This is a genomic window from Kribbella sp. NPDC043289 (genome assembly GCF_056436705.1).
In genome coordinates, this window is the sequence record NZ_JBWKCB010000001.1 from 1,813,430 (window position 1) to 1,837,378 (window position 23,949).

Consider the following 23,949-nt stretch of genomic DNA (forward strand, 5'->3'; position numbering starts at 1 on the left):
CAAGCGACGAGCAGGTACGCCGCCCCGGCCGACCTCGACGCGTCACAGGCAGTGCCGCGACTGGTGGCGCCGTAGAACAGCCATGGCTGGGCGCGCGCCAGTGTCGTGGACCTCGAAAGCGCTCAGGCTCCGCCTACCGGTGGACCTGGGACGGACCACTGTGGCCATCGTCCTGGTCGGCGCCGCCTACTACTTCGGTGCGCGCCTGGGTCTGCGGCTGTCGCTGGTCGAGCGCAACATCACGCCGTTGTGGCCACCCAGCGGTATCGCGCTGGCGGCCTTCCTGCTGCTCGGGAGGTCGGTGTGGCCGGGCGTCACGCTCGCCGCACTGGCCGTGAACCTGCCGATCAGCACCGGCCCGGCGCCCGCCCTGGTCACTGCCGTCGGCAACACGCTCGCGCCCCTCGTGGCGGCGATCATCCTCGAGCGCGTCGGGTTCCGGCGTCAGCTGGATCGGCAGCGGGACGCACTCGCGATCGTCTTCCTGGGTGCGCTGGCGAGCATGACGATCAGCGCGACCATCGGCGTACTCGCGCTCGTGTCGTCGAAGGCGATCGGCACCGACAAGCTGGTCGGCGCCTGGGTGGTGTGGTGGACCGGCGACGCGATGGGGGTGCTCGCCGTCGCCCCTTTCCTGCTGTGCATCCCCCTGTTCTGGGAGCTCGAGCGATGGCCGGCGTTGCGCTGGCTCGAAGCGGCGGTCATCCTTGCGCTCACCACGGTGCTGGCGTCGTGGGCGGCGTACACCACCCTGCCTCTGTTGTTCCTGGTGCTGCCCTTACTGGGATGGGCCTCGTGGCGTCTGCAGTTGCGCGGCGCGGCTCCTGCCGCGCTGATCGCCTCACTGATCACGACCTGGTCGGCAACGCACGGGCGCGGCGCGTTTGCGGGTCAGCCGTTGTTGGGGCAGATGCTCACCCTGCAGGCTTTCAACGCCACCGTCGCGCTCACGTCGTTCTTCCTCGCGGCGCTCGTGACGGAGCGTCTGCAGTTCGCTCGCGCGTTGATGTCCGCGGCCGCCGACCTGGCGGGCAGGGTCAAGAACCGCACGGCCGAGCTCTCGGCGACCAGCGACCGCCTGCGGCATGAGATCCACGAGCGGCACGCGACGCAACAGCAGCTCAACCTGGAGGAGGCCAAGACCCGGCGCGAGCACCAGATCGCCCACACACTGCAACGCAGCCTGCTCCCCGAACGGATGCCCGACATCCCCGGCGTGGCAGTGGCCGTCCGCTACGTCCCGGCGACCGCTGACCTGCATGTGGGCGGCGACTGGTACGACGTGATCCAGCTTCGCGGCGGCCTGATCGCTCTCGTCATCGGTGACGTCGCAGGGCACGGTCTGCAGGCAGCGGCAGCGATGGCACAACTGAGGATGGCGGTCCGGGCGTACGCCGTACACGATCCCTCGCCGGTCAGCGTGATGAACGGCCTGCACGAGCTGGCTCGCGAGCTGCCCGTAGCCGAGATGGTGACGCTGCTCTACGTCCTCTACGACCCGGACATCGGCACGATCCGGTTCACGAACGCCGGTCATCCGCCCGCCCTCTTGATCGACCCCGAGGGCTCGCGGTACCTCGAGGGTGGCCTGGCCCCTCCGCTCGGCGTACTCGCCCAGCGGGACTATTCCGAGGTGACACAGGAACTGCGGCCGGGCGCCACTCTCCTGCTCTACACCGACGGGCTGGTCGAGAAGCGCGCGCTGTCGATCCAGGACGGCCTCGATCGGCTGCGCGCCGAAGCGTCGGGCGTCGGCTCGGCCGACCTCGACGCGCTCTGTGACCAGGTTCTGGCAGCCGTCCCGGAGAACGGCGAGGCCTCCGACGACATCGCACTGGTCGCGCTCCAGTCGTTGGTGCTGGCCGGAACGCCCCTGACCCTCGACGTGCCGGCCGACGCCCGCGTGCTCTTCCAGGTCCGGCACGCGTTGGGCCGCTGGCTGCGCGAATCGGGCGTCGGCGCGCGCGAAGCCGGCGAGATCGCGATTGCTTGTGGGGAGGCCTGCAGCAACGTCGTACGGCATGCGTACGGCGCCTCGCCTGGCGACCTGCATGTCGAGGCGCGACTCGTGGTCAGCTCGGTTGAGCTGACCGTGCGCGACCACGGTCAGTGGCGGAACCCAGCCGACCGTGGCGGAGGCCGGGGCCTCACGCTGATCCGCGGACTCATGGAGTCCGTGCACGTCGAGAGCAGCCCGGACGGCACGACGGTCCGCATGCGGCGCACCGTGGTGGCAGGGGACGACGAGTGACCGAGTACGCGGTGGTGGACGCTCGAACGATTGACGGCGTACAGGTTGTGCGAGTGTGTGGCGAAGTCGACCTCACAAACGCCGTCGAGGTGCGCGACGCGATCAGCCGCGTCGCCTCCGCCGACGTCCGGGTCATCGTGGTCGACCTGAGCCGAACGTCGTACCTCGACAGCTCAGGAATCGCGATGCTGTTCCGGCTCGCCGAACGAGTCACCCACCGCCGCCAAGAACTCCGCCTCGTCGTCCCCTTGGACTCCCCGCTCCGAGCCGCTCTCGAGCTGACCGGCGTCCCTCAGACCATCCCGGTCCAGCCCACGCTCGAATGATGCATATTGCGTTTAGAGCGCCCGGAGTCTGGTCCCGTCGATGGCCCAATAGCCGTTGTTGCCGGCGGTCAGGTGCCAACTCACGCGGACCCTGTTCGCACCTGACGGCACCGCTGTGACCAGATGCATCGCCTTGCTGATGTCGAAGGTTGCGCCGTCAGCCGCATCGGCGGACCAGAGCACCCGCTGCACGCCGTTGTCGAACTCCGCGACGACTTCGGCCTTCTGTGGCTGACCGGCGGCGACCTGCTTGTAGTGACTCAGATAGTCGACCTGGACCCCTGACTCGCCACGCACCGACATCCACGGCGTCGTGAGCGTGCTGTCGAACATCGCACCGTTCGCGGCCGGATCGCCCTTGTCGTTCCACTCGTCCGGGTCCGCGACAGCGATCACGTCCCGTCCGCGGACGAACGAGCCGCGCCCTTGTCCCTCTTCCGACGTCGTCCAGAACTCGCCGGTCATCAGCCGCCACCCGCGGTACTCCGTCACGCCACTGTCCACCGGGGTCTTGTCGACGCGCGACCACCCTTCGGGTACGGCGGTAGTCCAGCCCCCGACGCCTGCCGGCTTAGGCGACTCGTCGACCACACCCGACGTGGCTTTCACGGTGTCGAAGGGGTCGGCGCTCTTGCTGCCGATGGCGACGCCGTCGAGTCCCCAGTTCGGGTCGATCGGGAGGCCGAGGTGCCTGTACACGGTGGGCATGATGTCCACCTGCCGCCACTCCCGCCGCAGCGTTGACGATTTGGGGATTCCTGGTCCGGTCGCGAGGATCCAGCCCTGCCGTGAGGTGTGCTGGTCGCCGCCGTGGCCGAAGCCGGTCTGACCGTGGTCGGTGGCCGCCACGATCAGCCACTGCTCGTCGCGGTAGGTGGCGCGGGCCTTGACTCCCGCCACGAGTTCGCCGAACTTCGCGTCCACCCGGCGGATCGCGTCGATGTAGTCGGGACTGTCCGATCCCAGGCTGTGGCCGGTCGCGTCGACGTCGTGGAGATAGACCATCATCAGGTCGGGGTTGTGGTTCTTCAGCACGTCGAGCGCGGCGTCCGTGCTCTGCCGGTCAGTGATCTGCTGGTTGGCGCCGTTCTGCTGCAGTTTCACGTCCGGGCGGTCGATCAGGTACGTGTTCAGCGGCGTCCAGTCCAGCGTCGTGAACGTCGACAGCTCGGGGCGGAGACCCTCAGCGCGCGTGATGAAGTCCGGGTACTGACTCTTGCGATAGCCGTTGAACGAGTTGTCGAGGACGTTGTGCTTGTCCGGCCACACACCGGTCAGCATGCTGCTGTGCCCCGGACCGGAGTTGGTGCCCGCGATCGCGTTGTCCTGGATGTACGCCGGCCCGAACTGTCCCGCCGCACCGGCCGCGGCGAGGTTCGGCGTACCAGCCTGCTGCATCCTGTCCCACCGCATGCCGTCCATGTCGACGAACAGGACCTTGCTGCGGCTCGTCCCGTCCGGGAGGTCGTCGGGGGTCTGTACCTTCGGCAGCGGCGGAATGGCCCCGGCGCGCGCCTCGTCACTCACGCTCATGTTGTCGATCGCCCAATACCAGTCGTTGTGTGCGTTCTCGATGACCCAGCTGATCTTCACCGACCGAGCACCGGCCGGAACCTTCACCGGTACGGCGATGGTCTCGTTCTCGCGGTACACCTGGTTACCGAGGGTCGCCGTACTGTAGGTGAACTGCCGCTGCGGTGTCCCGTCGTCGAACGACATGTCGAGCGCCGCGACCTGGGGACCGGTCTGGCGATAGTTCTGGTCGTAGTTGACGTAGACCGTCGATTTGCCGCCTACCGGGTAGGCGGGCGACGTCAAGGTGCTCTCGAAGCGCTGGTCACCGGGACTGTTGGCGTCGTCCCATTCGTCGGTGTCGGCCACGGCCAGCACGCCACTGGACTTGGTGAAGTTCTCCCGTCCCTGACCGGTCTGCGCTGCTGACCAGAACTGCGGTGTCGGGAAGGACCAGCCGCGCCACTCGTCCATGCCCTTTCCGGTCATGGTGTCCGCGGAGGTGATCGTCCACCCGTTGGGTGTGGCTCGGGTCCACCCGAGCAGGCCGGCCGGGATGCCGGTCTCGGTGGTCCTGGGCTGGAGTGCGGAGGTCAGGCTGTCGAAGTTCTCTGTACCGACAGTGGCGGCGGTGGCGGTGGTTGGGAGCGCCACGAGCCCTGCGAAGAGCAAGGCGACCGCGGTGGGCAACGCGGCGAGACGTAATCGCATCAACTGGCTCCTTAGGCCGGCAGACGGATGATGCGGCAACCCTGGCACCGAAAGATCCGCGGCAGTACGCCGCATTTGGTTATGGGCGCGATAGGTCGTTCCGGGGTTCCGGTCGGCGTCGTCGGCGTTGGACGCTTCGTCGCAACCGAACAATCCAGCGCGGGAGCCCTCTTTTGACTACCACCTTCAGCGTCAACAACCGGACGTACACGACTCCGGGTGCCCCGGTCGTCGTGATCTGCATCGATGGCAGCGAGCCGGAGTACCACCTCGAGGCCATCAAGGCAGACCGGATGCCTTGGCTGGCAGGGGTTCTCGAGAGTGGCCGCGGTACGTCGTGGGAGGCGCACTGCGCGATGCCCGCCCTCACCAACCCGAACAACGTGTCGATCGCGACCGGCCGACCGCCCGCCGTGCACGGCATCAGCGGGAACTACATCTTCGACACGAGCACCGGCGAAGAGGTGCTCATGAACGACAAGAAGTTCCTGCGCGCCCCCACGCTGTTCGCCGCCGCCAACGACGCCGGACTCGACGTCGTCGTGGTGACCGCCAAGGACAAGCTCCGCCGCCTGCTCGGCGCCGGACTCGTGGAGGACGGCCCGGCCCTGGACGGATCCGGCGAGTTCGTCACGCCCGCGCGCCGCGGTATCTGCCTGTCGGCCGAGAAGGCGGACGAGGCAACGATCGAGGACAACGGTATCGACGATGTTCTCGCCCTGGTTGGCAAACCGCTGCCGAGTGTTTACTCCGCCGACCTCTCGATCTTCGCGCTGGCGGCGGGTGTCGAGATTCTCAGGACTCGTGGCGCCGACCTGATGTACCTCTCGCTGTCCGACTACATCCAGCACAAACACGCACCCGGCACCGAGGCCGCCAACGACCTCTACGCCCAGATCGACCACTACGCCGGTCAGCTCGAGGCACTCGGTGCGATCGTGGTCCTCACCGCGGATCACGGCATGAGCGCCAAGACCGGCGCCGACGGTACGGCGAACGTTCTCTTCGTGGAGGATGCGGTCCGCGAGATCCTCGGCAGCACGGACGCCGAACCCGGCAGCGATGGCCTGCGGGTCGTCCTTCCGATCACCGACCCGTACACCGTTCACCACGGCGCACTCGGTTCCTTCGCCAGTGTTTACCTGCCGGATGGTGCCGACCTCAACTCCACGATCGAGGCTTTGCGTGCGCTCGACGGCGTGCAGGCGGCGTACGACCGCGCCGAAGCGGCGTCGACCTTCGCGCTACCGCCGGACCGGATCGGCGACATCGTCGTACTCGGCGAAGCGGGGACCGCCGTGGGACGGTACGCCGCTTGGCACGACCTCACCGGTCTCAGCGACGCCCCATTGCGTTCCCACGGGGCGCTCGGCGAACTGCAGATCCCGTTCCTCATCAATCGCGTGCTGCCGCGGCCCGAGCAGCTCGACGAGCCGTGGGGCCGGCCCGCGTTCATCCACAACTACGACGCGTTCTGGGCCGCTACGACGCTCGTCACCGAACAAGCGCTCGCGACCACGTCGCCGAGCTGAACCACCGGCGTGGGTGCCGCCCCGCCTTCCCCTCGAGGCCGCCCGCCTCACCCTTGAGGCCGCCCTCCTCCGCTTGAGAAAGGCCCGCGACAATGTCCAGCCGCCTTGACGCCACCACCGGACCCCAGCAGGGCAAACCCCTCGACGACGCCGCGTTCCGGCGTCTTGCCTGGCGGATGCTGCTCGCCGCCATGTTCTGTTACCTGTTCTTCTACACCGGCCGGCAGGCCTTCGGCTTCGCGATCCCCGGAATTCAGGCCGAGTTCGGCTGGACGAAGACCACGACCGGAACGATCAGCGGCATCGCGCTGTGGTCGTACGCGATCGGTCAGATGGTCAACGGCAACCTGGCGGACAAGTTCGGCGGACGCCGGCTGATGGCCCTCGGCGCGATCCTGTCGACCACGTTCTGCCTCCTGGCGAGCTTCATGCACTCCTTCGTGGGGATGGCGCTGGCGCTCGCGGCGAACGGATTCGTCCAGGCGATGGGCTGGGCGGCCGGTGGACGGGTGATCTCCAACTGGTGGAGTCACCACGAACGCGGCAAGAGCTTCGGCTTCTACACCCTCGCCGCCGGATGTTCCTCGGTCCTGGTCTACGTGACGTCGACCCTGACCATCAACGCCTTCGGGAAGGACGGGTGGCAGTGGCTGTTCCGCCTCCCCGTACTCCTGATGCTTCTCGGAGGTGTCGTCTTCTACCTCCTCGCCCGCGACACCCCGGCAGCCGCCGGCGTCACCCCGCCGCCGTCGTTCGCCCGCGACAAGGACGACGTCGCGTACGACGGCCCCGCGGTCGACGACGCCACCTCGATGCAGCGCTACCGCACCGTCCTCGGTATCACGAAGATCTGGCTCACCGGCATCTCGATCGGCTTCCAGAACGCGGCGCGGTACGGCCTGCTCGTCTGGGTACCCGTCTACTTCCTCGGCGACAAGTGGAAGGCCACGGACAACGCGATCTGGATCACCGTCGCGCTGCCCGTCGGCATGGCCGTCGGAGCTCTGGTGAACGGGCAGGTGTCCGACCGCCTGTTCGGCTCCCGCCGCGACCGTCCGATCATGCTCTTCACGCTGCTCGGCGCGGTCAGCTCCATACTCATGTGGGTACTGCAACCCGGCATCGGGCTCGGCATCGTCCTGCTGTTCCTGTGCGGGTTCTTCGTCTACGGCCCGCAGTCGTCGTTCTGGGCGCTCTGCCCGGACCTGGCCGGCAAGGTGATGGCCGGTACGGCGACCGGCGTCGTGAACTTCTTCGCCTACCTCTTCGCCGGCGCGGCGGAACCGCTCATCGGGCACATCATGGAGAGCAACGGCGGCGACGCCGGCCTGATCTTCCCCATCGTGGCTGTCTCCTGCACCGCCAGCGCGCTGGTCGCCTCGACCATCCGCCGCTGAACCACCAACCTGACAGGACCGCGCAATGACCACGACAGCGAACGGCACGAGCAGCAGGTCGACAGCACACGCCGCGGCTGCGGTGTGGTCCGGCGTCGACGAGGGCTTCTCGGTCGACCCACTGCCCCTGCCCGACCTGCGCCTGGGCGAGATTCTGGTCCGGACCGAGCTCGCGACCATCTGCGGTAGCGACCTGCACACGATCAACGGTGACCGCCCGACTCCGTTGCCGACAGTCCTCGGACACGAGGCCATCGGTCATGTCGTTGGCACGGGTGGCGTCGTCACCGGCGCCGACGGTCAGCAGATTCGCGTAGGCGACCGCATCACCTGGACCATCGGTACGTCGTGCGGCACGTGCCGGCGCTGCAGACGCGGTACTCCGCAGAAGTGTCTGACTGTCCGCAAGTACGGTCACGAGGCCATCGACGACCACTGGCAGCTCAACGGCGGATTCGGCACCCACGTCCATCTCCTCGCCGGAACCGGAGTAGTCAGACTCGCGGACGACCTCCCAGCTGCGGTAGCCGCGCCGGCCAACTGCGCCACCGCGACCGTGGTCTGCGCAGCCCGCCGCGTCGAGCTGGATGCCGACGACACAGTCGTGGTGCTCGGGTGCGGCATGCTCGGCCTCACCGCCGTTGCCTACGCTCGCGACCGCGGCTGCACCACGGTGATCGCCTCCGACGTCGATCCGGTACGCCGGGAACTCGCCGAACGCTTCGGCGCGACGCACACCGTCGAACCGCACGAGCTGGCCGACGCGGCAACGCAGTACGGCGCTGATGTCGTTTTCGAACTGTCCGGCAACAGTCGCGCCGTCCAGTCGGCATTCGAGGTGGTCGCCCTGGCCGGCCGGATCGCGCTGGTCGGCTCGGTCTCCCCCGCTCCCGAGATCAGCTTCGAACCGAGCAGCTTCGTCAAGAACCTCACCACGGTCGTCGGCAGCCACAACTATCGGCTCGACGACCTCGCCGAGGCAGTCGACTTCCTGCAGCGGTCCACGGCGCAACAACTGTTCGCCGACCTGATCCCGGTGCCGTACCCACTGGACCAGGTGGACGCGGCGGTCGCCCGCGCCAAGACCGCCGACGCCCCGCGTATCGCCATCGCGTTCCCACTCTCAGCAAGGAGCCACTCCTCGTGAGCCTCGACTTCAAGGTCCGGCCGGAACACCTGCTCAACTACATCGGCGGGACCTGGACGCCAGGGAGCAGCGGACAGAGCCGGTCGAACCTCAACCCGGCCAACACCGGCGACGTGATCGGCGAGTTCACCGAGTCCGCCGCGGCCGACGTCACGTCGGCGATCGACGCAGCGGCAGCCGCGCAGGCCGAGTGGGACGCGATCGGCCCCATCGAGCGGGCCAAGGTCCTCACCCGGGCAGCCCGGCTCATCGAGGAACGCATCGAGGACTTCAGCGAGGCGATCACCCGCGAGCAGGGCAAGCGGCTCATCGAGGCCCGCGGCGAGGTCACCCGCGGCCTGGTGATCCTGGACTTCCACATCGGCGAGGCGCGCCGGATGAACGGTGAGACCACGGCCGCCGAGGAACCGCGGACCGTCGTGATGACATTCCGCCGTCCGATCGGGGTCGTCGGTCTCATCACCCCGTGGAACTTCCCCCTCACCATCCCGATCTGGAAGGTCGCGCCCGCGCTGCTCTCGGGGTGCACGGCCGTCCTCAAGCCCTCTCCCCTCACCCCGTTGACCTGTGCGTTGCTCGTCCAGGCCTTCCACGACGCCGGTGTACCGAGCGGTGTGCTGAACCTCGTACAGGGCGACCGGGAGGCCGGTGAGACGCTCGTCAACGACGAACGGGTCGCCGGCATCTCCTTCACCGGCTCGCTGCCCGTCGGCCAAGCCATCAACCGCGCTGGTGCCGGCCGTCTGCTGCGGACACAGCTGGAACTCGGCGGCAAGAACGCTCTCATCGTGCTCGACGATGCGGACCTCGACGCCGCCTGCGACGCGATCATCCACGGCGCCTACGGCCAGTCGGGTCAGCGATGCTCGGCGACGAGCCGCGTGATCGTCGACCGCGCTGTCCACGATGAGCTGATCGATCGCCTGGCGCCGCGCGTACGCGCCATGAAGATCGGGCCCGGCGAGCAGCCCGACGCCGACATCGGTCCGGTCGTCAACGACGAGCGTCATCAAGCCTGTCTGACGGCCATCGAGCGGGCGGTCGCCGACGGCGCCGACGTCCTCGCCGGCGGCGAAGCAGCACACCTCGAAACCCCCGGGTACTTCGTCAAGCCCACGCTGCTGGACAACGTGGCCTGGGACTCACACCTCGCCCAGGAAGAGGTTTTCGGCCCGGTCCTGTCCGTCATCGTCTGCGACGGGTACGACGATGCCATGCGCATCAGCAACTCGGTGAAGTACGGCATGTCCGGGACGATCTTCACCCAGAACCCGTCCCTGATGTTCCAGGCCCTGCAGGACTTCCAGGCCGGAATGCTGCACGTGAACCGCCCGGGAGTCGGCGCCTACTCGCACCTACCGCACATGGGCGCGAAGGCCTCCCAGCTCGGGGCACCCGAGTGCTCCCCCGACGTGTGGAACTTCTACACCGACCTCCGGTCGGCCTGCATCAGGTACTGACGCCTTCGTCGGGCCACGTGGCGAGAGTCCGGACGACGCTGACGAAGGCCTGCTCGGCCGGCGACAGCAGGCGGTCCCGGCGGTGCGCGACCACGACCGGCCGGCCCTGCGGCGCCGGGTCGACCACCACTTCGGCGAGGCGGCCGTCGCGGAGCTCCTCCGCGACGGTGTGCTTCGACACCACGGTCACCCCGAGGTCGGCGCGGACCGCCTGCTTCAGCGTCTCCGGCATTCCCATGTCCACGGTGCTGACATCGCCCAGATGCCAGTCGGCGAGCACCTTCTCCTGCAGCTCACGGGTTGACGAGCCACGTTCCCGGAGCAGGAAACGCTGCCCCAGCAGGCGTTCCGGGGTGATGCGTTCGCCCGCCAACTCGTGGCCGGGCGCAACAACGAGAACACTGTCGTCGGTCAGTACGTCGGCAGTCACGAGTTGCGGCGCAGTCGGCGTACCGACGAACACTCCCAAGCCGACGTCTCCATCGAGTACCCATCGCTCCATTTGGGTCGCGTTCCCGACGTACAGATCGCACTCCACCTCGGGGAACTGCTGACGGAAGCGGGCCAGTGTCGGCGGCAGCAGATAGGTTCCCACCGTCGTGGTGCCGCCGACCACCAGCCGACCGGACTGCAGCCCCTGGACCGCAGCGATCGCACTCGCGGCGTCATCGGCGAGCCGGAAAATCCGCTTCGCGTACTCGACCAGCACCTCCCCCTCCGCGGTCGCGCGAATCCGGCTGCCGGACCGGTCGACCAGCGTCGCCTTCAACGACGACTCCAACTGCCGCACCTGGTTGGAGACCGACGGCTGACTCATGTACAACTTCTGCGCCGCCGCCGAGAAGCCACCGGCCTCGACGACCTGAAGAAAGATCCACAGACGATGAAGATTCAGCTGCACGGCCCCCATCCTGACGCATCAGGCGGGGACGGTCACCTGCATGGGCACCGAAACTGTCGGGCGGTCCGTTTAGGCTGCGCCCGTGTCGATCACTGTGAGGATCATCGATGTGTCGGGGACCGGCCGGGTCGGTGCAACGACCACGCTGGAGGGGATTTCGGACAGGATCGCGCTGCGCGATCTTGTGCGGACACGCGTTCGGGAGGAGGTGGCGCGTTTCAACGCTGCTCCTGAGCCGGTGTTCGCGGGCTTGGTGATGCCGGAGGGAGGGGTGCTCACCAACGAGGGCTTCCGGCTGCCGAAGAAGCGGAAGATCGATTGGGAGCGGCAGGCCGATCGGGCGATCGAGGCCTTCGAACGCAACGGGTTCTTCGTGCTGGTCGACGACCGGCAGGTGACCGAGCTCGACGAGGAACTCGAGTTGACCGTGGATTCTGATATCCGTTTCGTCCGCCTTGTTCAGTTGGTCGGTGGCTGAGCGTGGAGCACGCAGGAGACGGTGTGCCTGAACGGGGCGATGTCGGAGCCGCCACCATGGTCGCGGCTGCGCTGCAGGCGCTCAACGGACTGTCGTGGAGCCCTGGACGGGACACTCGGGCGCTGCCGCAGGTCCAAGCGATCCTGCAGGGCTCGGATGCGCTGCGGCGGGAGTGCATTCTCAGCGTCTTCGACCGAGTAGACAGCTATCGCTGCGTCGAGCTGCTGTCGGTGATCGCACGCAAGCGCGTCGAGCTGTCGGCGGAGCACATCGAGCGGTTGCTGGTCCTGCCGCGCGCGCAGCAGGACCAGTCGCAATGGTGGTGGTACGGCGAGTGCCTCCGCCTGGTCAGCCGCCAGATCGAGCACGCCTATCCCGCGCTGCCCGAGGCGGACAAGAACCGGCTGAAACCACTGCTCGGGCAAGCAGCAGACGGGATCCGAGACGCAGCTACCGCGACCAGGCTGCGCAAGCTCGTCGGCCCCAGTGACGGGATCCGCCTCGACCTGATCGACGAGGGTGACGACATCGGCGCTCGGCTCCGAGCCGCGTTCGAGACGGCGGACGAATCGATCGACGCGCGGGCGTCCGCACTTGATCTCCTTGCCGCTCGCACTGCTGGCCGGCCTTCTAAGAAATGGCTCGCCGACGCCGGTGACGTACGGGAGAAGTTGACGCGGCCCGGCGCTCTGATCGGGGCGCTCCTCGATGCTGCGCTCGACGCGGGGGACACCGACACGGAGTACGACCACGGCGATCGGTCCTACACCGTGACGCGCTACGTCACCGCCGGCAACGAGGCCTTCCTGCTGGGAGCGGTCGCGGTTGCGGGACTCCTCGGAGATCCGGCGCTTCTTCCACAGCTACGGCGCCTTGCCCTCAAAAGTGTGACCGTGATAGGAGATCAGTTCGGTAACCCACGAAGCCTTCGACTCGCCAACGGATCAGCGCAGGCGATGGCCGATATCGGCGCCCCGGCGTCGATCACCGAACTGCTCGCGCTCGAGCGCTCCGTTCGGCACGGGACCTTGCTGAAACAGATCCGGAAGGCCATCGACGCGCTGGCCACGGCGCAGGGAATGACGCGCGACGAACTGCTCGAGCGCGCCGTCGAGACGCATGATCTCGACAAGGACGGCGAACGTCTTGTGCCCCTCTCGCGGGGGTCCGCTCTGGTCGTCGTGGACGGACGGGCGGTATCACTCGCCTATGTCGATGAGAACCAGACGCCGCGGAAGTCCTTTCCGGCGGATGTGAAGCAGGCCGATGCCGAGACCCTTGCTGCGATCCGCGGCGACCTCAAGGCGATCCGCAAGACGATCGCCGGCGAGCGTCTGCGGCTCGACGGTCTGATGTCCCTCGACCGTCGCTTGCCCCTCGACGACTGGCGCCGCTGGTACCTGGATCATCCGATCACCGGCCGGCTGACACGCACGCTGATCTGGTCCTTCGGTACGCCGCAAGGACACCGCGTCGTCGGAATCCCGCAGGACGCCGCGACCGCGGTCACGAGTTCGGGCCAGCAGGTCGCGATTCCGCTCGATGCGGAGGTGCGGCTCTGGCACCCGATCCAGGCGACGGCTGACGAGGTTCGCGCCTGGCGGGCCTATCTGCTCGAGCAGCAGGTCGTTCAGCCGCTCAAGCAGGCGTACCGCGAGCTGTACGTGCTCACGCCCGCCGAGGAACTGACCCGGGTGTACTCCAACCGCTTCGCCGGCCACGTCTTCGGTCAGGTCCAGGCCCGCGCGCTGATGAAAGGGCGTGGCTGGGCACCCGTTCCCGTCGCGTGGTGGGACGACGGCGTCGACCACGGTGTCGCCCGGCGAACCTTCGACACCGCGGGGATCCGTGCCGAGTTCTTCTTCGACCCGATCCTCGACATCCACCCGACCGCGAGCGATCTCTACCCCTACTGCACGAGCGATCAGGTCCGATTCGTCGACATCGACAGCGACGAGGCGATCGAACTCGCCGACGTACCGCCGCTCGTCCTCACCGAAGCGATGCGTGACGTCGACCTGTTCGTCGGAGTGACATCGATCGGAGCCGATCCGGAGTGGCTCGACCGCGGGACGGAGCGCCGCTTCGAGACGTACTGGCACACCTACGGCTTCGGCCAACTGTCCGCCGCCGGCGACGTCCGCCGCGACGTCCTGGAACAACTCGTACCGCGTCTCGCCATCGCCGACCGTTGTGAGCTCGAGGACCGCTACCTCAGCGTCCGCGGCGACCTCCGCACGTACCGCATCCATCTCGGCAGCGGCAACATCCTCATGTCCCCCAACGACCAGTACCTCTGCATCGTCGCCGCCCGCGACACCCGCGCCGGCAAACTCTTCCTCCCCTTCGACGACGACCCGGTCCTCAGCCTGATCCTCAGCAAGGCCTTCCTCCTGGCCAACGACACCACCATCAAAGACCCCACCATCACCACCCAAATCAACCGCCACTGACTCACCGAGCCGATCCTGGGGCGCCGCTATCATCGAAAGATGTCCACGTCGCCGTACCCTGACCTGCCGTCCGTTGCCGACGTCGCCGCCGGGATCGCCGGTGTGGTCGAGCGATTCGCGGAAGGCGAGACCCATACGTTCGCCTTCGGCGACGGCGGCGTACCCGAGGCAGTGATCGCGAGCTACGACCAGTACGACGATCTCCGCGGCGACGACACCCTCGGTAAGTTCCGGACCGTGGTCGCTCCCGACGTACTTGTCCGGCAACTGCCCGAGATGGTCGAGGCGATGCGCCGCGGGACATTCGGCCCTCCAGTACTCGTGGGCAGCGCGGCCGAACCTCTCCTCGTGGTGCTGTCGACACAGCAGTACCGCACCCTGCGCGGTGACGACGAGCCACCGCCGGGCGTCATCGACGACCCGACTGTCCGCAGCTACGACTCGGCGCCGATGCCGGGCAGCACCCCGTTCAGCGTGGACGAGTGGGCAAAGGACGACCCGTTCACCCAGCAAATGCTCGAAGAAATCCGCCAGGAGCGCGCGACGTGATCGCGATCGGTCCCCGCCACGGCGACGGCAACAGACATACCGGCCGCCAGACCAACCTGCAGCGCGGCCAGTAAACGTCCCCCTCCCCAGACAGCTACCGCTCGTTCTAGTGTGACTGGGGTGGTTTGGGTCGGTCGAGGTAGAAGGTTTGCATTTGGCCTTTGCCTTTGACCTCGATGATGCCGCGGCGGCGTACGGCGAATTCCGGGCCGAGCGCGGCGGCTACGCGGCCGGTGAGCTGGATCTCGCCCGGGCGGCCGTGGGACTCCATCCGGCTTGCGGTGTTTACGGTGTCGCCCCAGAGGTCGTAGATGAACTTGCGCCGGCCGATCACGCCGGCCACGACCGGTCCCGAGTCGATCCCGATCCGTACCGCGAGCCAGTCCTGGCCCGGCAGGGCCGCGATCCGGGCGACCTCGTCGCGCAGGGCGAGCGCCGCACGGGCCACCGCCGCGAGGTGATCAGGCCGCGGGTTCGGGAGACCGCCGACCAGCATGTACGCGTCGCCGATCGTCTTGATCTTCTCGACCCCCTCGGCGTCCGCGATCCGGTCGAACGCGGAAAACACCTGGTCCAGCATCGTCACGACGTCAGCCGCCGCCATCACCGCCGATCGTGCCGTGAAGCCGACGATGTCAGCGAAGAGCACGCTCACCGCGTCGTAGTGTTCCGCGATCACTCCCGGTTGTGCCTTCAAACGCTCGGCAATCGGCTCCGGGAGCACGTTGAGCAGCAGCCGCTCCGAGCGCTCCCGCTCGGCCTGGAGGTCTCGATGGGCCCGCTCCCGCTGCTCCACGAAGTACCCCAGCATCACGTACGCGCTCACCATGACGCCCGCGATGTTCAGCACCAGGAACGTGACCACGAAACCGGGCGGCAGGGCCGACGGGGACTGGGCGAGCCAGGAATCGAGGAGGGTGAGGGCGACCAGCTCGACGAAGAACGCCGCGAGCCAGGGCACCGAGCGCCGGATCCCGAGCAGCGCGAGTGCAGCCAGTGGCGTGATCGTCGCCCACAGGATCATCGCGCTCGAGGCGACGAAGCCGCCGAGCGACACCTGCAGCAAAGCCGGCAGCACCAGGAACGCCACCAGTTGCGTGCTGCGGAAGATGCCGAAACGCCGCGTCCGGGCCAGTACGGCGAGGCCGATCAGGGTGATCGCCTGGTAGAAGCCTGGGATCGCCGCCGAGACCGGGTCGCCGTAAGTGAGGAACGTCGTCACCCAGATCGTCGCGATCGCCGTGATCAGCAGTGCCGAGAAGATCAGAGTGCCCTGGCGGAGCCGCTCGTCGTGGGAATCTTCCCGCCGAGCGCCCAGATCCGCCAGTCGCTCCAGCCGCCGGACAACAGGCCGCCCCGAGCCCCGCCCGCGGCCGCCGGCCGGGAGCCAGGACCCTGTCACGATCGCATCGTAGGCCCGTCATCCGCTGTCGGCATCCCCCGCGTTGGGTGGTGGTAGGTGTCGTACTTTTGGCCGGGGTCGAGGGGTGGGGAAACCAGTCGCGGGCTGGATGTGCTGGGGCGTGGGCGCGACAAGGATGGTGCTTGTTCACAGACCATCGTCCACGGTGCCGTCGAGGTACCGGCTGGAGGGAAAGCGGATGCGAAGGACGTTGTCCATCGCCGTTGCGGTTGCTGCGTTGGCAGCGGTGACGGTCCCGGGGGTTTCGCAGGCGGACACGCCGAAGGCCATCAGTTGGGAGAAGTGCCCGGCGGATATCGGCGACGGAGTCCCCGTGCCGGAGGGGATGCAGTGCGGCACCGTCAAGGTGCCCCTGGACTACCGGAAGCCGGACGGGCAGAAGATCGAGATCGCAGTCTCGCGGCTGCCCAGCAAGAACGCCGACAAACGGCGCGGGGTCCTCCTCACGAACCCCGGCGGCCCGAGCGCGGGGCTGGGGTATCCGGCCTTCCTCGCCGCCGGCGGTCTGCCGCAAGAGGTCAAGGACCAGTACGACGTGATCGGCTTCGACCCACGCGGCATCGGCCGGAGTACGCCGGTGACGTGTAACCTCACCGCGGCGCAGCAGGCGGCCGGCAGCGTCCCGCCGTACGCGCGGAACGCGGCCGACGTCACGAAGCGCGCCGCGGAAGTGCAGCAGATCGCGAAGCAGTGCGCTACGTCGAAGTCCGCGTGGATGCTCCCGTACACGAGCACGGCGAATGTTGCCCGCGACATGGATCAGATCCGGGCCGCGCTCGGCGAGCAGAAGATCTCGTACGACGGCGCGTCGTGGGGTACGCATCTCGGTGCTGTGTACACCACGCTGTTCCCGGAGCGCAGCGACCGGATCGTGCTCGACAGCAACGAGGCGCCCGGCGGCTGGGACTACAAGGGCGACCGGCGGTTCGCGCAGGGGTTCCAGGACACGTTCCCCGGCTTCGCGAAGTACGCCGCCGCCAACTACCGCGAGTACGGTCTCGGCCGGACGCCGGCGCAGGTGACGGCGAAGTACTTCGACATCGCCGCTCGCCTGGACAAGAAGCCGGTGAAGGGGCCGGACGCGGAGTACGACGGCCCGGGGTTCCGGATGATCGCGTTCGTCAGCCTCTACGGCGCGGCTCTGAGCCCATGGTTCGCGCAGGCGATGAAGGCGCTCGACGCGAACCAGCCACCGCCGCCGTTCCCCGGTGGCGAGGGCGGCGCGAAGGACGCGGACAACCTGATCTCCGGGCGGTCCTACATCATGTGCAACGACTCACGCTGGCCGACGACGGTGTCGACGTACCAGCGGAACGTGGCGATCGACCGGATCCGGTTCCCGATGTTCGGGGCGGCCGGGGCCAACATCCAGCCGTGTGCGTTCTGGCCGGACGCGATCGAGAAGCCGGTCCAGGTGAACGACAACGGTCCGTCGAACGTGCTCATGGTGCAGAACCTCCGCGACCCGGCGACACCGTTGGTGGGCGCGAAGGAGATGCGACAGGCGTTCGGTGATCGGGCGCGCATGGTCACGGCCGACCAGGGCGGTCACGGCGTCTACCCGATGGGCAAGAACCGGTGCGCCAACAACGCGGTGACGTCGTACCTGACCACCGGGAAGTTGCCGGCTCAGGATTATCACTGCACGGCTGACGCTGCACCACGCTGATTCTGCTGGTTGACGGGCGTGCCGGATTGTCCGGCGCGCCCGTCACAGTAGCGTCGGTACGACACGAACCTCAGGAAGGACGGCTCCCCCGGTGATCCGTACCGCCAACCGCCCGCTGCGCCTAGGCCTGGTGGTCCTCGAGTTCGCGCTGCTCGCGGGCCTGAACGGCGAGCAGGCGGTCCGGATGATCGTCGGCCGGTCCCCGTCCGTCGGCGAGTTGCTCTACTTCGCGGCCGGGCTGGTGCTGTCGGTGCTTGCGGTGGCGCGTCGCCGGTACCCCGAACGGGTCGCCCAGCTCGCGGCCTCTGGGATCGCGATCTCGGCGGTGGTCAGCCTCATCGGCTACCTGGCACATCCCGCTGCGAAGATCACCGACGACTGCGAAACCTTGGGTCTGCTGCTCCTGGTCGGGGCGAGCTGCCATCGCGTGCGGCCGCGCTATGCCGGTGGGATCGCGGTCCTCGGCGGGCTGGCGATCGTCTCCGGTCCGGTACTGCGGTACGACGTCAACTCGACGACTCTCGCGGTAGCCGCGTTGTGGGCGATGTTGTGGGGCGCCAGCGTCGCGATCGGGTTGATGCTGCGCGACGGCGACGCCCGCCGCGAGGCCGCGCTCGCCATCGCCCGGAACCGGGAGCGACTGGCGCTCGCCCGCGAGCTGCACGACCTGGTCGCGCACCACATCACGGGGGTGGTGGTGCGCACCCAGGCAGCTCAGCTAGTGGTTGCCGACGGCCCCGAACAGGACCTCCTCCGCGACATCGAGCGAGCAGGCGCCGAAGCCTTGGGCGCCGTACGACGGCTCGTCATGATGCTGCGCAGCCCGGAGCAGACGCTGCCGCTCACCAGCGGGGACCTGGTGGAGACGATCGAGGCAGCTGTCGGTGATGATCCGGCCGTTGCCCTGGAGTTGGCGCCCGGGCTGGCGGAGCTCGGCGTTGCGCCGGAGACCGTGTCGACCGTGCATCGCGTCGTACTCGAGTCGCTGGTCAACGTCCGCAAGCACGCTCCGCAGGCTCGCCGGGTGACAGTCGCGGTGACTGCCACGCCGGATCAGCGGTGGCTGCGCGTCGACGTACGGAACGACGGGGTCCGGCACCGGCGTTCGGCCGGCGGCTACGGGCTGATCGGGATGGGTGAGCGCATCGACGCGCTCGATGGCAAGCTGTCGGCCGGCGAACACGGCGACCACGGATGGCGTGTTCTCGCCGAGCTACCGCTGCCGGGCGGTGTGGCCGCGACCCGTACTACACAGGAGGAACCAGCATCGTGACACTGCGGGTCTTGCTCGCCGACGACCAGGCGCTCGTCCGTACCGGCTTCCGGCTGATCCTCGAACGGGAACCCGGCATCGAGGTGGTCGGCGAGGCCGAGGACGGCAAACAAGCCGTCGCCTTGGCGCAGGAGCTCCGCCCCGACGTCACCCTGATGGACATCCGCATGCCCCTCATGGACGGTCTGACGGCCACTCGCCTCCTGGCCGGCCCCGACGTCGCCGACCCACTACGCGTCCTCGTCGTCACGACCTTCGACCTGGACGAACTGGTGCACGAAGCGCTTCGCTCCGGTGCGTGTGGCTTCCTCCTCAAGGACGCCGGCCCACGACTCCTGGTGGAAGCGGTGCACGCGGCAGCGAACGGCGAGTCCCTGGTCTCCCCCTCGATCACCACGCGCCTATTGGCTCATTTCACGACGTCGACAGCCCGCACCCGCAAAGCCAACCCGCCCCTGACCCAACGCGAACTGGACGTCACCAAAGCCATCGCCCGCGGCCGAACCAACGCCGAGATCACCGAAGAGCTGACGATCTCCCTGTCCACCGTCAAGTCCCACCTGGCCTCGATCCAACGCAAGACCACCGCCCGCAACCGCACCGAAATCGCCGTCTGGGCCTGGGAATCAGGCCTCGTCCATTAGGTGACGACCTGCGACCCATCGACGGCTACGTCATCGACAAGCCAGCGACTGCTTCAGCTGTGCGGAGCGAGTTCCTGCCGAGAGGTTGGAGATCAATCTGCGTGCAGAGCAGTCCTGTCGACACCCGCTCGATCACGCCCCACTCCCAGGTCGCCACGGGATCGAGTCCCGTCCGAGCGGCCAGCCAACGAGCCCGGTCCAACGGGTCGCCAGCGAGCAGTTCGACCGGGTCTCCACGCATCAGGACGCCCAGGTCGTACTCGGCCTCCGCAAGCAGCCCATCCGGATCGACCAGCTTGAAGCCGCCATCACTCTCGAGCGCGTTCAGCTGGTGTACGTCGCCGTGGACCAAGACGGCTGTCTCGTCGCGGTGCGCGCGCTCCCGCCGTACCGCCGAGGCAAGGGCGTGCTCGATCACCTTCTCGGAACAGGGGTGATCGAGTTCCTCCCACAATCGCGCAATGAAGTCGGCGAGCCACCGCGCCTTCTCGGCACCGGTAGGCAGTCCCGAGTCCGGCGCCGGCCGCCAGATCCGCGCCGCGGTATCGCACAGAATCTCGAGACGGCGCGAGAGCGGTAGGCCGAGCTCGAACATCGGCCGCCCCAGTCGTTCCATGAGCAGGGCACCCCGGTCGGCGTCGTACTCGTAGAGCGCCGGGCATCCTTCCCCATCAACAATGCGCAGCACCGTCGCCTCGTTGGAGGCGGCGTTCCCCAGGCTCGGCATCAGTACTTTGAGAATCGCTGAGGTTCCGTCCGCCCGCGTCGCATCGGCCACGAAGGCCTCGGACCCGCCCGCATACGCGCGGCCCACGCTGATCGACCAGTCAGCCTCAAGACTCGCGACAAGCGCAGGCAGTCGCTCGAGCCAGTCCTCGACCCCGGCCGCGCGAAGCTTGTTGCGCAAGTCGTCGGGTACGTCGATCACTCCCGCAGTCTCACACCAATCACCAACCACAGCACCCGATTTCCCCGGCCGCTCTACTCGACTCTCAGGTCGAGGCCGATGCCGGACGGGGCTATGAGGGTCAGCTGGTTGTGATCGATGGTGTACGCGACCGCGCGCCCAAGGCTCGCGAGAATTGCGGTCTGCAGCGCGGCGGTCGCGGCTGTGCAGGCCTCGTCGGTGACGGCGACGTCGCTGAAGTGCAGTTCGGTGTTGTCGCGGGTGACAGTGCCGGTGATGTGGCTGCATCCGGTCCAGCCGGTCAGGTGGCCGTCGTTGAAGGCAATCCACGCCTGCTCGGCCTTGTGGTGGTACTGGCGCAGGTCGGCGTTCGTGATGGAGGTGACGACGTTCCACCTGGTCCCGTCGAGCGGGAAGTCTGGTTCGGCGAGCTTGCGGTCGAGCAGCGTGATCGTCGTACCACCTGAGGCGAGAGTGAGCTCGTCACCGTCCAGCCGCCAGGACGGCCTGCTCATCAGGAACGTCTTCAACCATTCCTCCTGGTCTCGCAACGGCGGTCTGCAGCCGACCGCAGTACCGCCGACGCCGTCGATCCACAGGCTGCCGTCGGTCAGCAGTTCGCCGGCCGCGACGGCCGCACCGATGCGGTTGCAGCCGACGTGCGCGCGTACGACGTCGTACACGCGCGGACCGTCCGCGTTCTTGTTGGGCACGCGCTCGAACTGCAGCCGGATTCGCGTGTTCGGCTGTAGGTGCTTGGGTTCGCCGTGCTCGACCACCGCGGTCGACAGGTAGGTCTTGCCCAGCGGCGTAGGACTCGACCCGTCGAGTTCGGCGACCGTGGATCTGAACTCGCGCAGTCGGTCCAGGAGTACGTCGGGTCCTCCCGCCGCCTGGTCCCTGAAGCCCGAGCGATGAAGTGTCGGTTGGCCGTCCGTGTCGACCCGGATCACTGTGCTCGCTGCGTGCGTGGCGGCCGGCGTGCGGAGGTGGTCGGCGTCGATGATCATCGTGCGGTCCGGAAACTGCGAACGGGCTTCGGCGGCTGACGCGGCCGGAGCTTCGCCGGTGCGGTTGGCGCTGCTTCCGTACAAGAAGGGATGGCTGTCCCACAAGAACGCCAGCGGACCCCAGTAGCCGTCGAAGAACAGCACCCAGCCGTCCTGGACAGCCGGCGCCAACCACTCGGGCATCGCCGGGTCCGACCGGATCGGCGCCAGTACGGTGATGCGCTCGGCGAGCGCGAAGTCGACCATCGCCAGGGCATCGGCGCGAAGATCGAGGTACCGGAACAGCTGATCGTGCGCGGCTTCCGAATGGACCGAGATTCCGACCGGCTGGTCGACGGGGCGACCTTTCAGAGCATTCACCGCACGGGGATCCCGGGCCACCACGACGTACGTCATCGGGCCGGGAGTGGCCACGACGACCGCCGAGCCCTCTCGCAGCGCCTCGACCGCATACATCTGCGCGCGATCGAACTCAGGCAGATCCATCACCGACATTCCCCAAGTATCAGCCGGTTTCGCCATGCCGACCATCTCCGGCACCGGCCGATCTGTGGACCCCAACCTGGTCACGATCCATGATCGAACAGACAGGTTCCTGTACGGCGCGGTGCGAACCGAGGAGGCCCGATGAAAGTTGGCGTGATCGGCGTGGGCGCCGTCGGAGCGGCCGTGACGATGGCACTCCTGACCCGAGGATGCGCTCGCGAGATCGTCCTAGTCGACCAGAATCGTGCTCGCGCCACGGGGGTGGCGCGGGACATCGATTACGGGCTGCCGTTCGTGCCGCCGGTCGATGTCACCGACGGCGAAGCGACCGACCTTGCCGGCGCCGACCTGTTGATCATCACCGCGGGGGTCAACGAGGCGACTGGCGGTGCCACCGACCGCAACGACCCGACGGGGCGTCTGCGCCTGCTGAATCGCAACGCCGCGATCTACCGCGACCTCGTGCCTCAGCTGACGAGCACCGCGCCGGACGCCACGATCATGGTGGTCACGGACCCGCCCGACCCGCTGGCGGAACTGACTCGAACTCTGGCCGGGCACAACCGGGTGTTCTCAACGGGCACCGTGCTGGACAGCCTGCGTTTCCGCCGCCACCTCAGTCTGCGGCTGCAGGTGCGCGCAGACGACGTACAGGCCCTCGTCGTCGGTGAACACGGTACGAGCGAGGTCATGTTGTGGTCATCCGCGAGCGTAGGCGGCGTACCGGTGCTGGACATCTTGTCCCGGCGGGGTGAGCCGGTGGACCAGGCGCGGGCGGAGGTCGAGTCGGAGATCCGATACGCGAACATCAGCATCATCGAAGGCATCGGCGCGAGCCAGTACGGCATCGGGCTCGTCGTGGCGCGTCTGGCCGAGGCGGTCCTACGGGACGAACAAGCGTTGTACACAGTGGCCGCACATGACCCCGATCGCCAGGTCACGCTGTCCTTGCTGTCAGCGCTCGGGTCCCACGGGGTCGCGCACACGTACGTACCTGCCATGACGGACGACGAGCAGGAGGCGCTCGAGCGCAGCGCCGAGATCCTCAGACAAGCCACGCGAAGCATCACCTAGGCTGCGATGCCCTTCGCCGTGTGGAATTAATTGCTGCGTACAACAAAGGGTGGACAGTGCGATGGTGCTGGTTCGCCGGTCGTGAGTCCGGTAGACAGGGTTGGTGAGCACCGCGTCGTCGACCTTTCTGGTTCTTGACCTGACCGGCACGTTCGCGTTCGCTCTGAACGGCGCGCTGACGGCGCTGCGGGTTGCTCGGGTCGACATCGTCGGGGTGGTCACGCTCGGCATGCTCACCGCCCTGGGTGGTGGCATCATCCGCGACATCCTGCTGAACGCGCTGCCGCCGGCGACCTTCAGCGACTGGCGGTACCTCACGGTGGCGGCCGTCGGCGGCCTGGTGGCGTTCGTGTTCGGCCGCCACCTCGACCGGCTCGCGAAACCGATCCTGCTACTGGATGCTGCCGGACTGAGCCTGTTCGCGGTCAGCGGGGCGCTCAAGGGACTCCAGTTCGGGGTCGGCTTCGGCCAGGCGATCATCCTGGGCACGATCACCGCGGTCGGCGGCGGAACGCTGCGTGACGTCCTCATCCGCGAGATCCCGTCGGTGCTGACCAGCGGCCTGTACGCGATCCCTGCGCTGCTGGGCGCGGTGGTGGTGGTCGCCGCGGACAGGTTCGGGGCGACGGGTCTCCCGGCCGCGATCGTCGCAGCCGCCGTCTGTTTCGTCGTACGGATGCTCGGTGTCCGCTACGACCTCAACGCACCGAAGGCTCCGGGCACCAAACGCGGAGCATGATGGACGA

Annotated in this window: 19 protein-coding genes; 14 read left to right on the plus strand and 5 right to left on the minus strand. The window is 67.8% G+C overall.

Going from position 1 to position 23,949, the window contains the following annotated elements:
* Positions 1-160: 160 nt before the first annotated feature.
* Both AC0662_RS08590 and AC0662_RS08595 read left to right on the plus strand, forming a co-directional pair.
* Entirely contained in the window at positions 161-2,251 is a 2,091-nt protein-coding gene (locus AC0662_RS08590; protein ID WP_478299413.1) for a SpoIIE family protein phosphatase, read from the plus strand.
* On the plus strand, positions 2,248-2,577 hold the full coding sequence (locus AC0662_RS08595; RefSeq protein WP_452196682.1) for an STAS domain-containing protein: 330 nt from the start codon (positions 2,248-2,250) through the stop codon (positions 2,575-2,577). Before AC0662_RS08590 ends, AC0662_RS08595 begins: the two co-directional genes overlap by 4 nt.
* Positions 2,578-2,589: 12 nt before the next feature.
* Here the strand turns inward: AC0662_RS08595 and AC0662_RS08600 are convergent, their stop codons facing one another.
* On the minus strand, positions 2,590-4,800 hold the full coding sequence (locus tag AC0662_RS08600; protein ID WP_478299415.1) for an alkaline phosphatase family protein: 2,211 nt from the start codon (positions 4,798-4,800) through the stop codon (positions 2,590-2,592).
* Positions 4,801-4,973: 173 nt separating this feature from the next.
* Here AC0662_RS08600 and phnA point away from each other — a divergent pair, with 173 nt between their 5' ends.
* The 4 genes from phnA (at position 4,974) to AC0662_RS08620 (ending at position 10,336) form a co-directional block, all read left to right on the plus strand.
* Positions 4,974-6,332 carry a phosphonoacetate hydrolase gene (gene phnA, locus AC0662_RS08605; protein ID WP_478299417.1) on the plus strand — a complete coding sequence of 453 codons (1,359 nt, stop codon included), beginning with the start codon at positions 4,974-4,976 and terminating at the stop codon, positions 6,330-6,332.
* 92 nt (positions 6,333-6,424) lie between these two features.
* Complete coding sequence (locus AC0662_RS08610; protein WP_452196685.1) at positions 6,425-7,729, plus strand: MFS transporter; 1,305 nt, start codon at positions 6,425-6,427, stop codon at positions 7,727-7,729.
* A 25-nt stretch (positions 7,730-7,754) separates the two neighbouring features.
* The gene (locus tag AC0662_RS08615; RefSeq protein WP_452196686.1) at positions 7,755-8,876 is read left to right on the plus strand and encodes a zinc-binding dehydrogenase; all 1,122 of its coding nucleotides are present in this window, start codon (positions 7,755-7,757) and stop codon (positions 8,874-8,876) included.
* A complete protein-coding gene (locus AC0662_RS08620) occupies positions 8,873-10,336 on the plus strand; it encodes an aldehyde dehydrogenase family protein (protein WP_452196687.1) in 1,464 nt (487 codons plus the stop codon). Before AC0662_RS08615 ends, AC0662_RS08620 begins: the two co-directional genes overlap by 4 nt.
* Here the strand turns inward: AC0662_RS08620 and AC0662_RS08625 are convergent.
* Complete coding sequence (locus AC0662_RS08625) at positions 10,326-11,237, minus strand: LysR family transcriptional regulator (protein ID WP_452196688.1); 912 nt, start codon at positions 11,235-11,237, stop codon at positions 10,326-10,328. The two genes, AC0662_RS08620 and AC0662_RS08625, sit on opposite strands and share 11 nt — an antisense overlap.
* An 82-nt stretch (positions 11,238-11,319) precedes the next feature.
* On the opposite strand from AC0662_RS08625, the gene AC0662_RS08630 reads away from it, so the two are divergent.
* Genes AC0662_RS08630 through AC0662_RS08640 form a run of 3 tightly spaced genes read left to right on the plus strand, consistent with a single transcriptional unit; the run spans position 11,320 to position 14,717 of the window.
* On the plus strand, positions 11,320-11,715 hold the full coding sequence (locus tag AC0662_RS08630) for a hypothetical protein (RefSeq protein WP_452196689.1): 396 nt from the start codon (positions 11,320-11,322) through the stop codon (positions 11,713-11,715).
* Positions 11,716-11,738: 23 nt separating this feature from the next.
* Entirely contained in the window at positions 11,739-14,168 is a 2,430-nt protein-coding gene (locus AC0662_RS08635) for a DUF4132 domain-containing protein (RefSeq protein WP_478299420.1), read from the plus strand.
* Positions 14,169-14,207: 39 nt separating this feature from the next.
* A complete protein-coding gene (locus AC0662_RS08640) occupies positions 14,208-14,717 on the plus strand; it encodes a hypothetical protein (RefSeq protein ID WP_478299422.1) in 510 nt (169 codons plus the stop codon).
* A 106-nt stretch (positions 14,718-14,823) separates the two neighbouring features.
* Here AC0662_RS08640 and AC0662_RS08645 read toward each other — a convergent pair whose 3' ends face one another.
* Positions 14,824-16,119 (minus strand): adenylate/guanylate cyclase domain-containing protein, encoded by a 1,296-nt coding sequence (locus AC0662_RS08645; RefSeq protein WP_478299424.1) that lies wholly within the window; start codon positions 16,117-16,119, stop codon positions 14,824-14,826.
* Positions 16,120-16,318: 199 nt separating this feature from the next.
* On the opposite strand from AC0662_RS08645, the gene AC0662_RS08650 reads away from it, so the two are divergent.
* From AC0662_RS08650 to AC0662_RS08660, 3 genes are all read left to right on the plus strand, one after another.
* Complete coding sequence (locus AC0662_RS08650) at positions 16,319-17,809, plus strand: alpha/beta hydrolase (protein WP_452196693.1); 1,491 nt, start codon at positions 16,319-16,321, stop codon at positions 17,807-17,809.
* A gap of 91 nt (positions 17,810-17,900) precedes the next feature.
* Complete coding sequence (locus AC0662_RS08655) at positions 17,901-19,082, plus strand: sensor histidine kinase (RefSeq protein ID WP_478299427.1); 1,182 nt, start codon at positions 17,901-17,903, stop codon at positions 19,080-19,082.
* Positions 19,079-19,726, plus strand: a complete 648-nt coding sequence (locus AC0662_RS08660; protein WP_452196695.1) for a response regulator — start codon at positions 19,079-19,081, stop codon at positions 19,724-19,726. The genes AC0662_RS08655 and AC0662_RS08660 overlap by 4 nt, the downstream gene beginning before the upstream one ends.
* A gap of 25 nt (positions 19,727-19,751) precedes the next feature.
* Here the strand turns inward: AC0662_RS08660 and AC0662_RS08665 are convergent, their stop codons facing one another.
* Entirely contained in the window at positions 19,752-20,654 is a 903-nt protein-coding gene (locus AC0662_RS08665; RefSeq protein ID WP_478299429.1) for an aminoglycoside phosphotransferase family protein, read from the minus strand.
* Between the two features lie 53 nt (positions 20,655-20,707).
* The gene (locus AC0662_RS08670) at positions 20,708-22,129 is read right to left on the minus strand and encodes an META domain-containing protein (RefSeq protein WP_478299431.1); all 1,422 of its coding nucleotides are present in this window, start codon (positions 22,127-22,129) and stop codon (positions 20,708-20,710) included.
* Positions 22,130-22,270: 141 nt separating this feature from the next.
* Here AC0662_RS08670 and AC0662_RS08675 point away from each other — a divergent pair, with 141 nt between their 5' ends.
* Together AC0662_RS08675 and AC0662_RS08680 are read left to right on the plus strand one after the other, a co-directional pair.
* On the plus strand, positions 22,271-23,203 hold the full coding sequence (locus AC0662_RS08675) for a lactate/malate family dehydrogenase (protein ID WP_478299433.1): 933 nt from the start codon (positions 22,271-22,273) through the stop codon (positions 23,201-23,203).
* Between the two features lie 103 nt (positions 23,204-23,306).
* Positions 23,307-23,942 carry a trimeric intracellular cation channel family protein gene (locus AC0662_RS08680; protein WP_452196699.1) on the plus strand — a complete coding sequence of 212 codons (636 nt, stop codon included), beginning with the start codon at positions 23,307-23,309 and terminating at the stop codon, positions 23,940-23,942.
* The last annotated feature ends 7 nt before the right edge of the window (positions 23,943-23,949 follow it).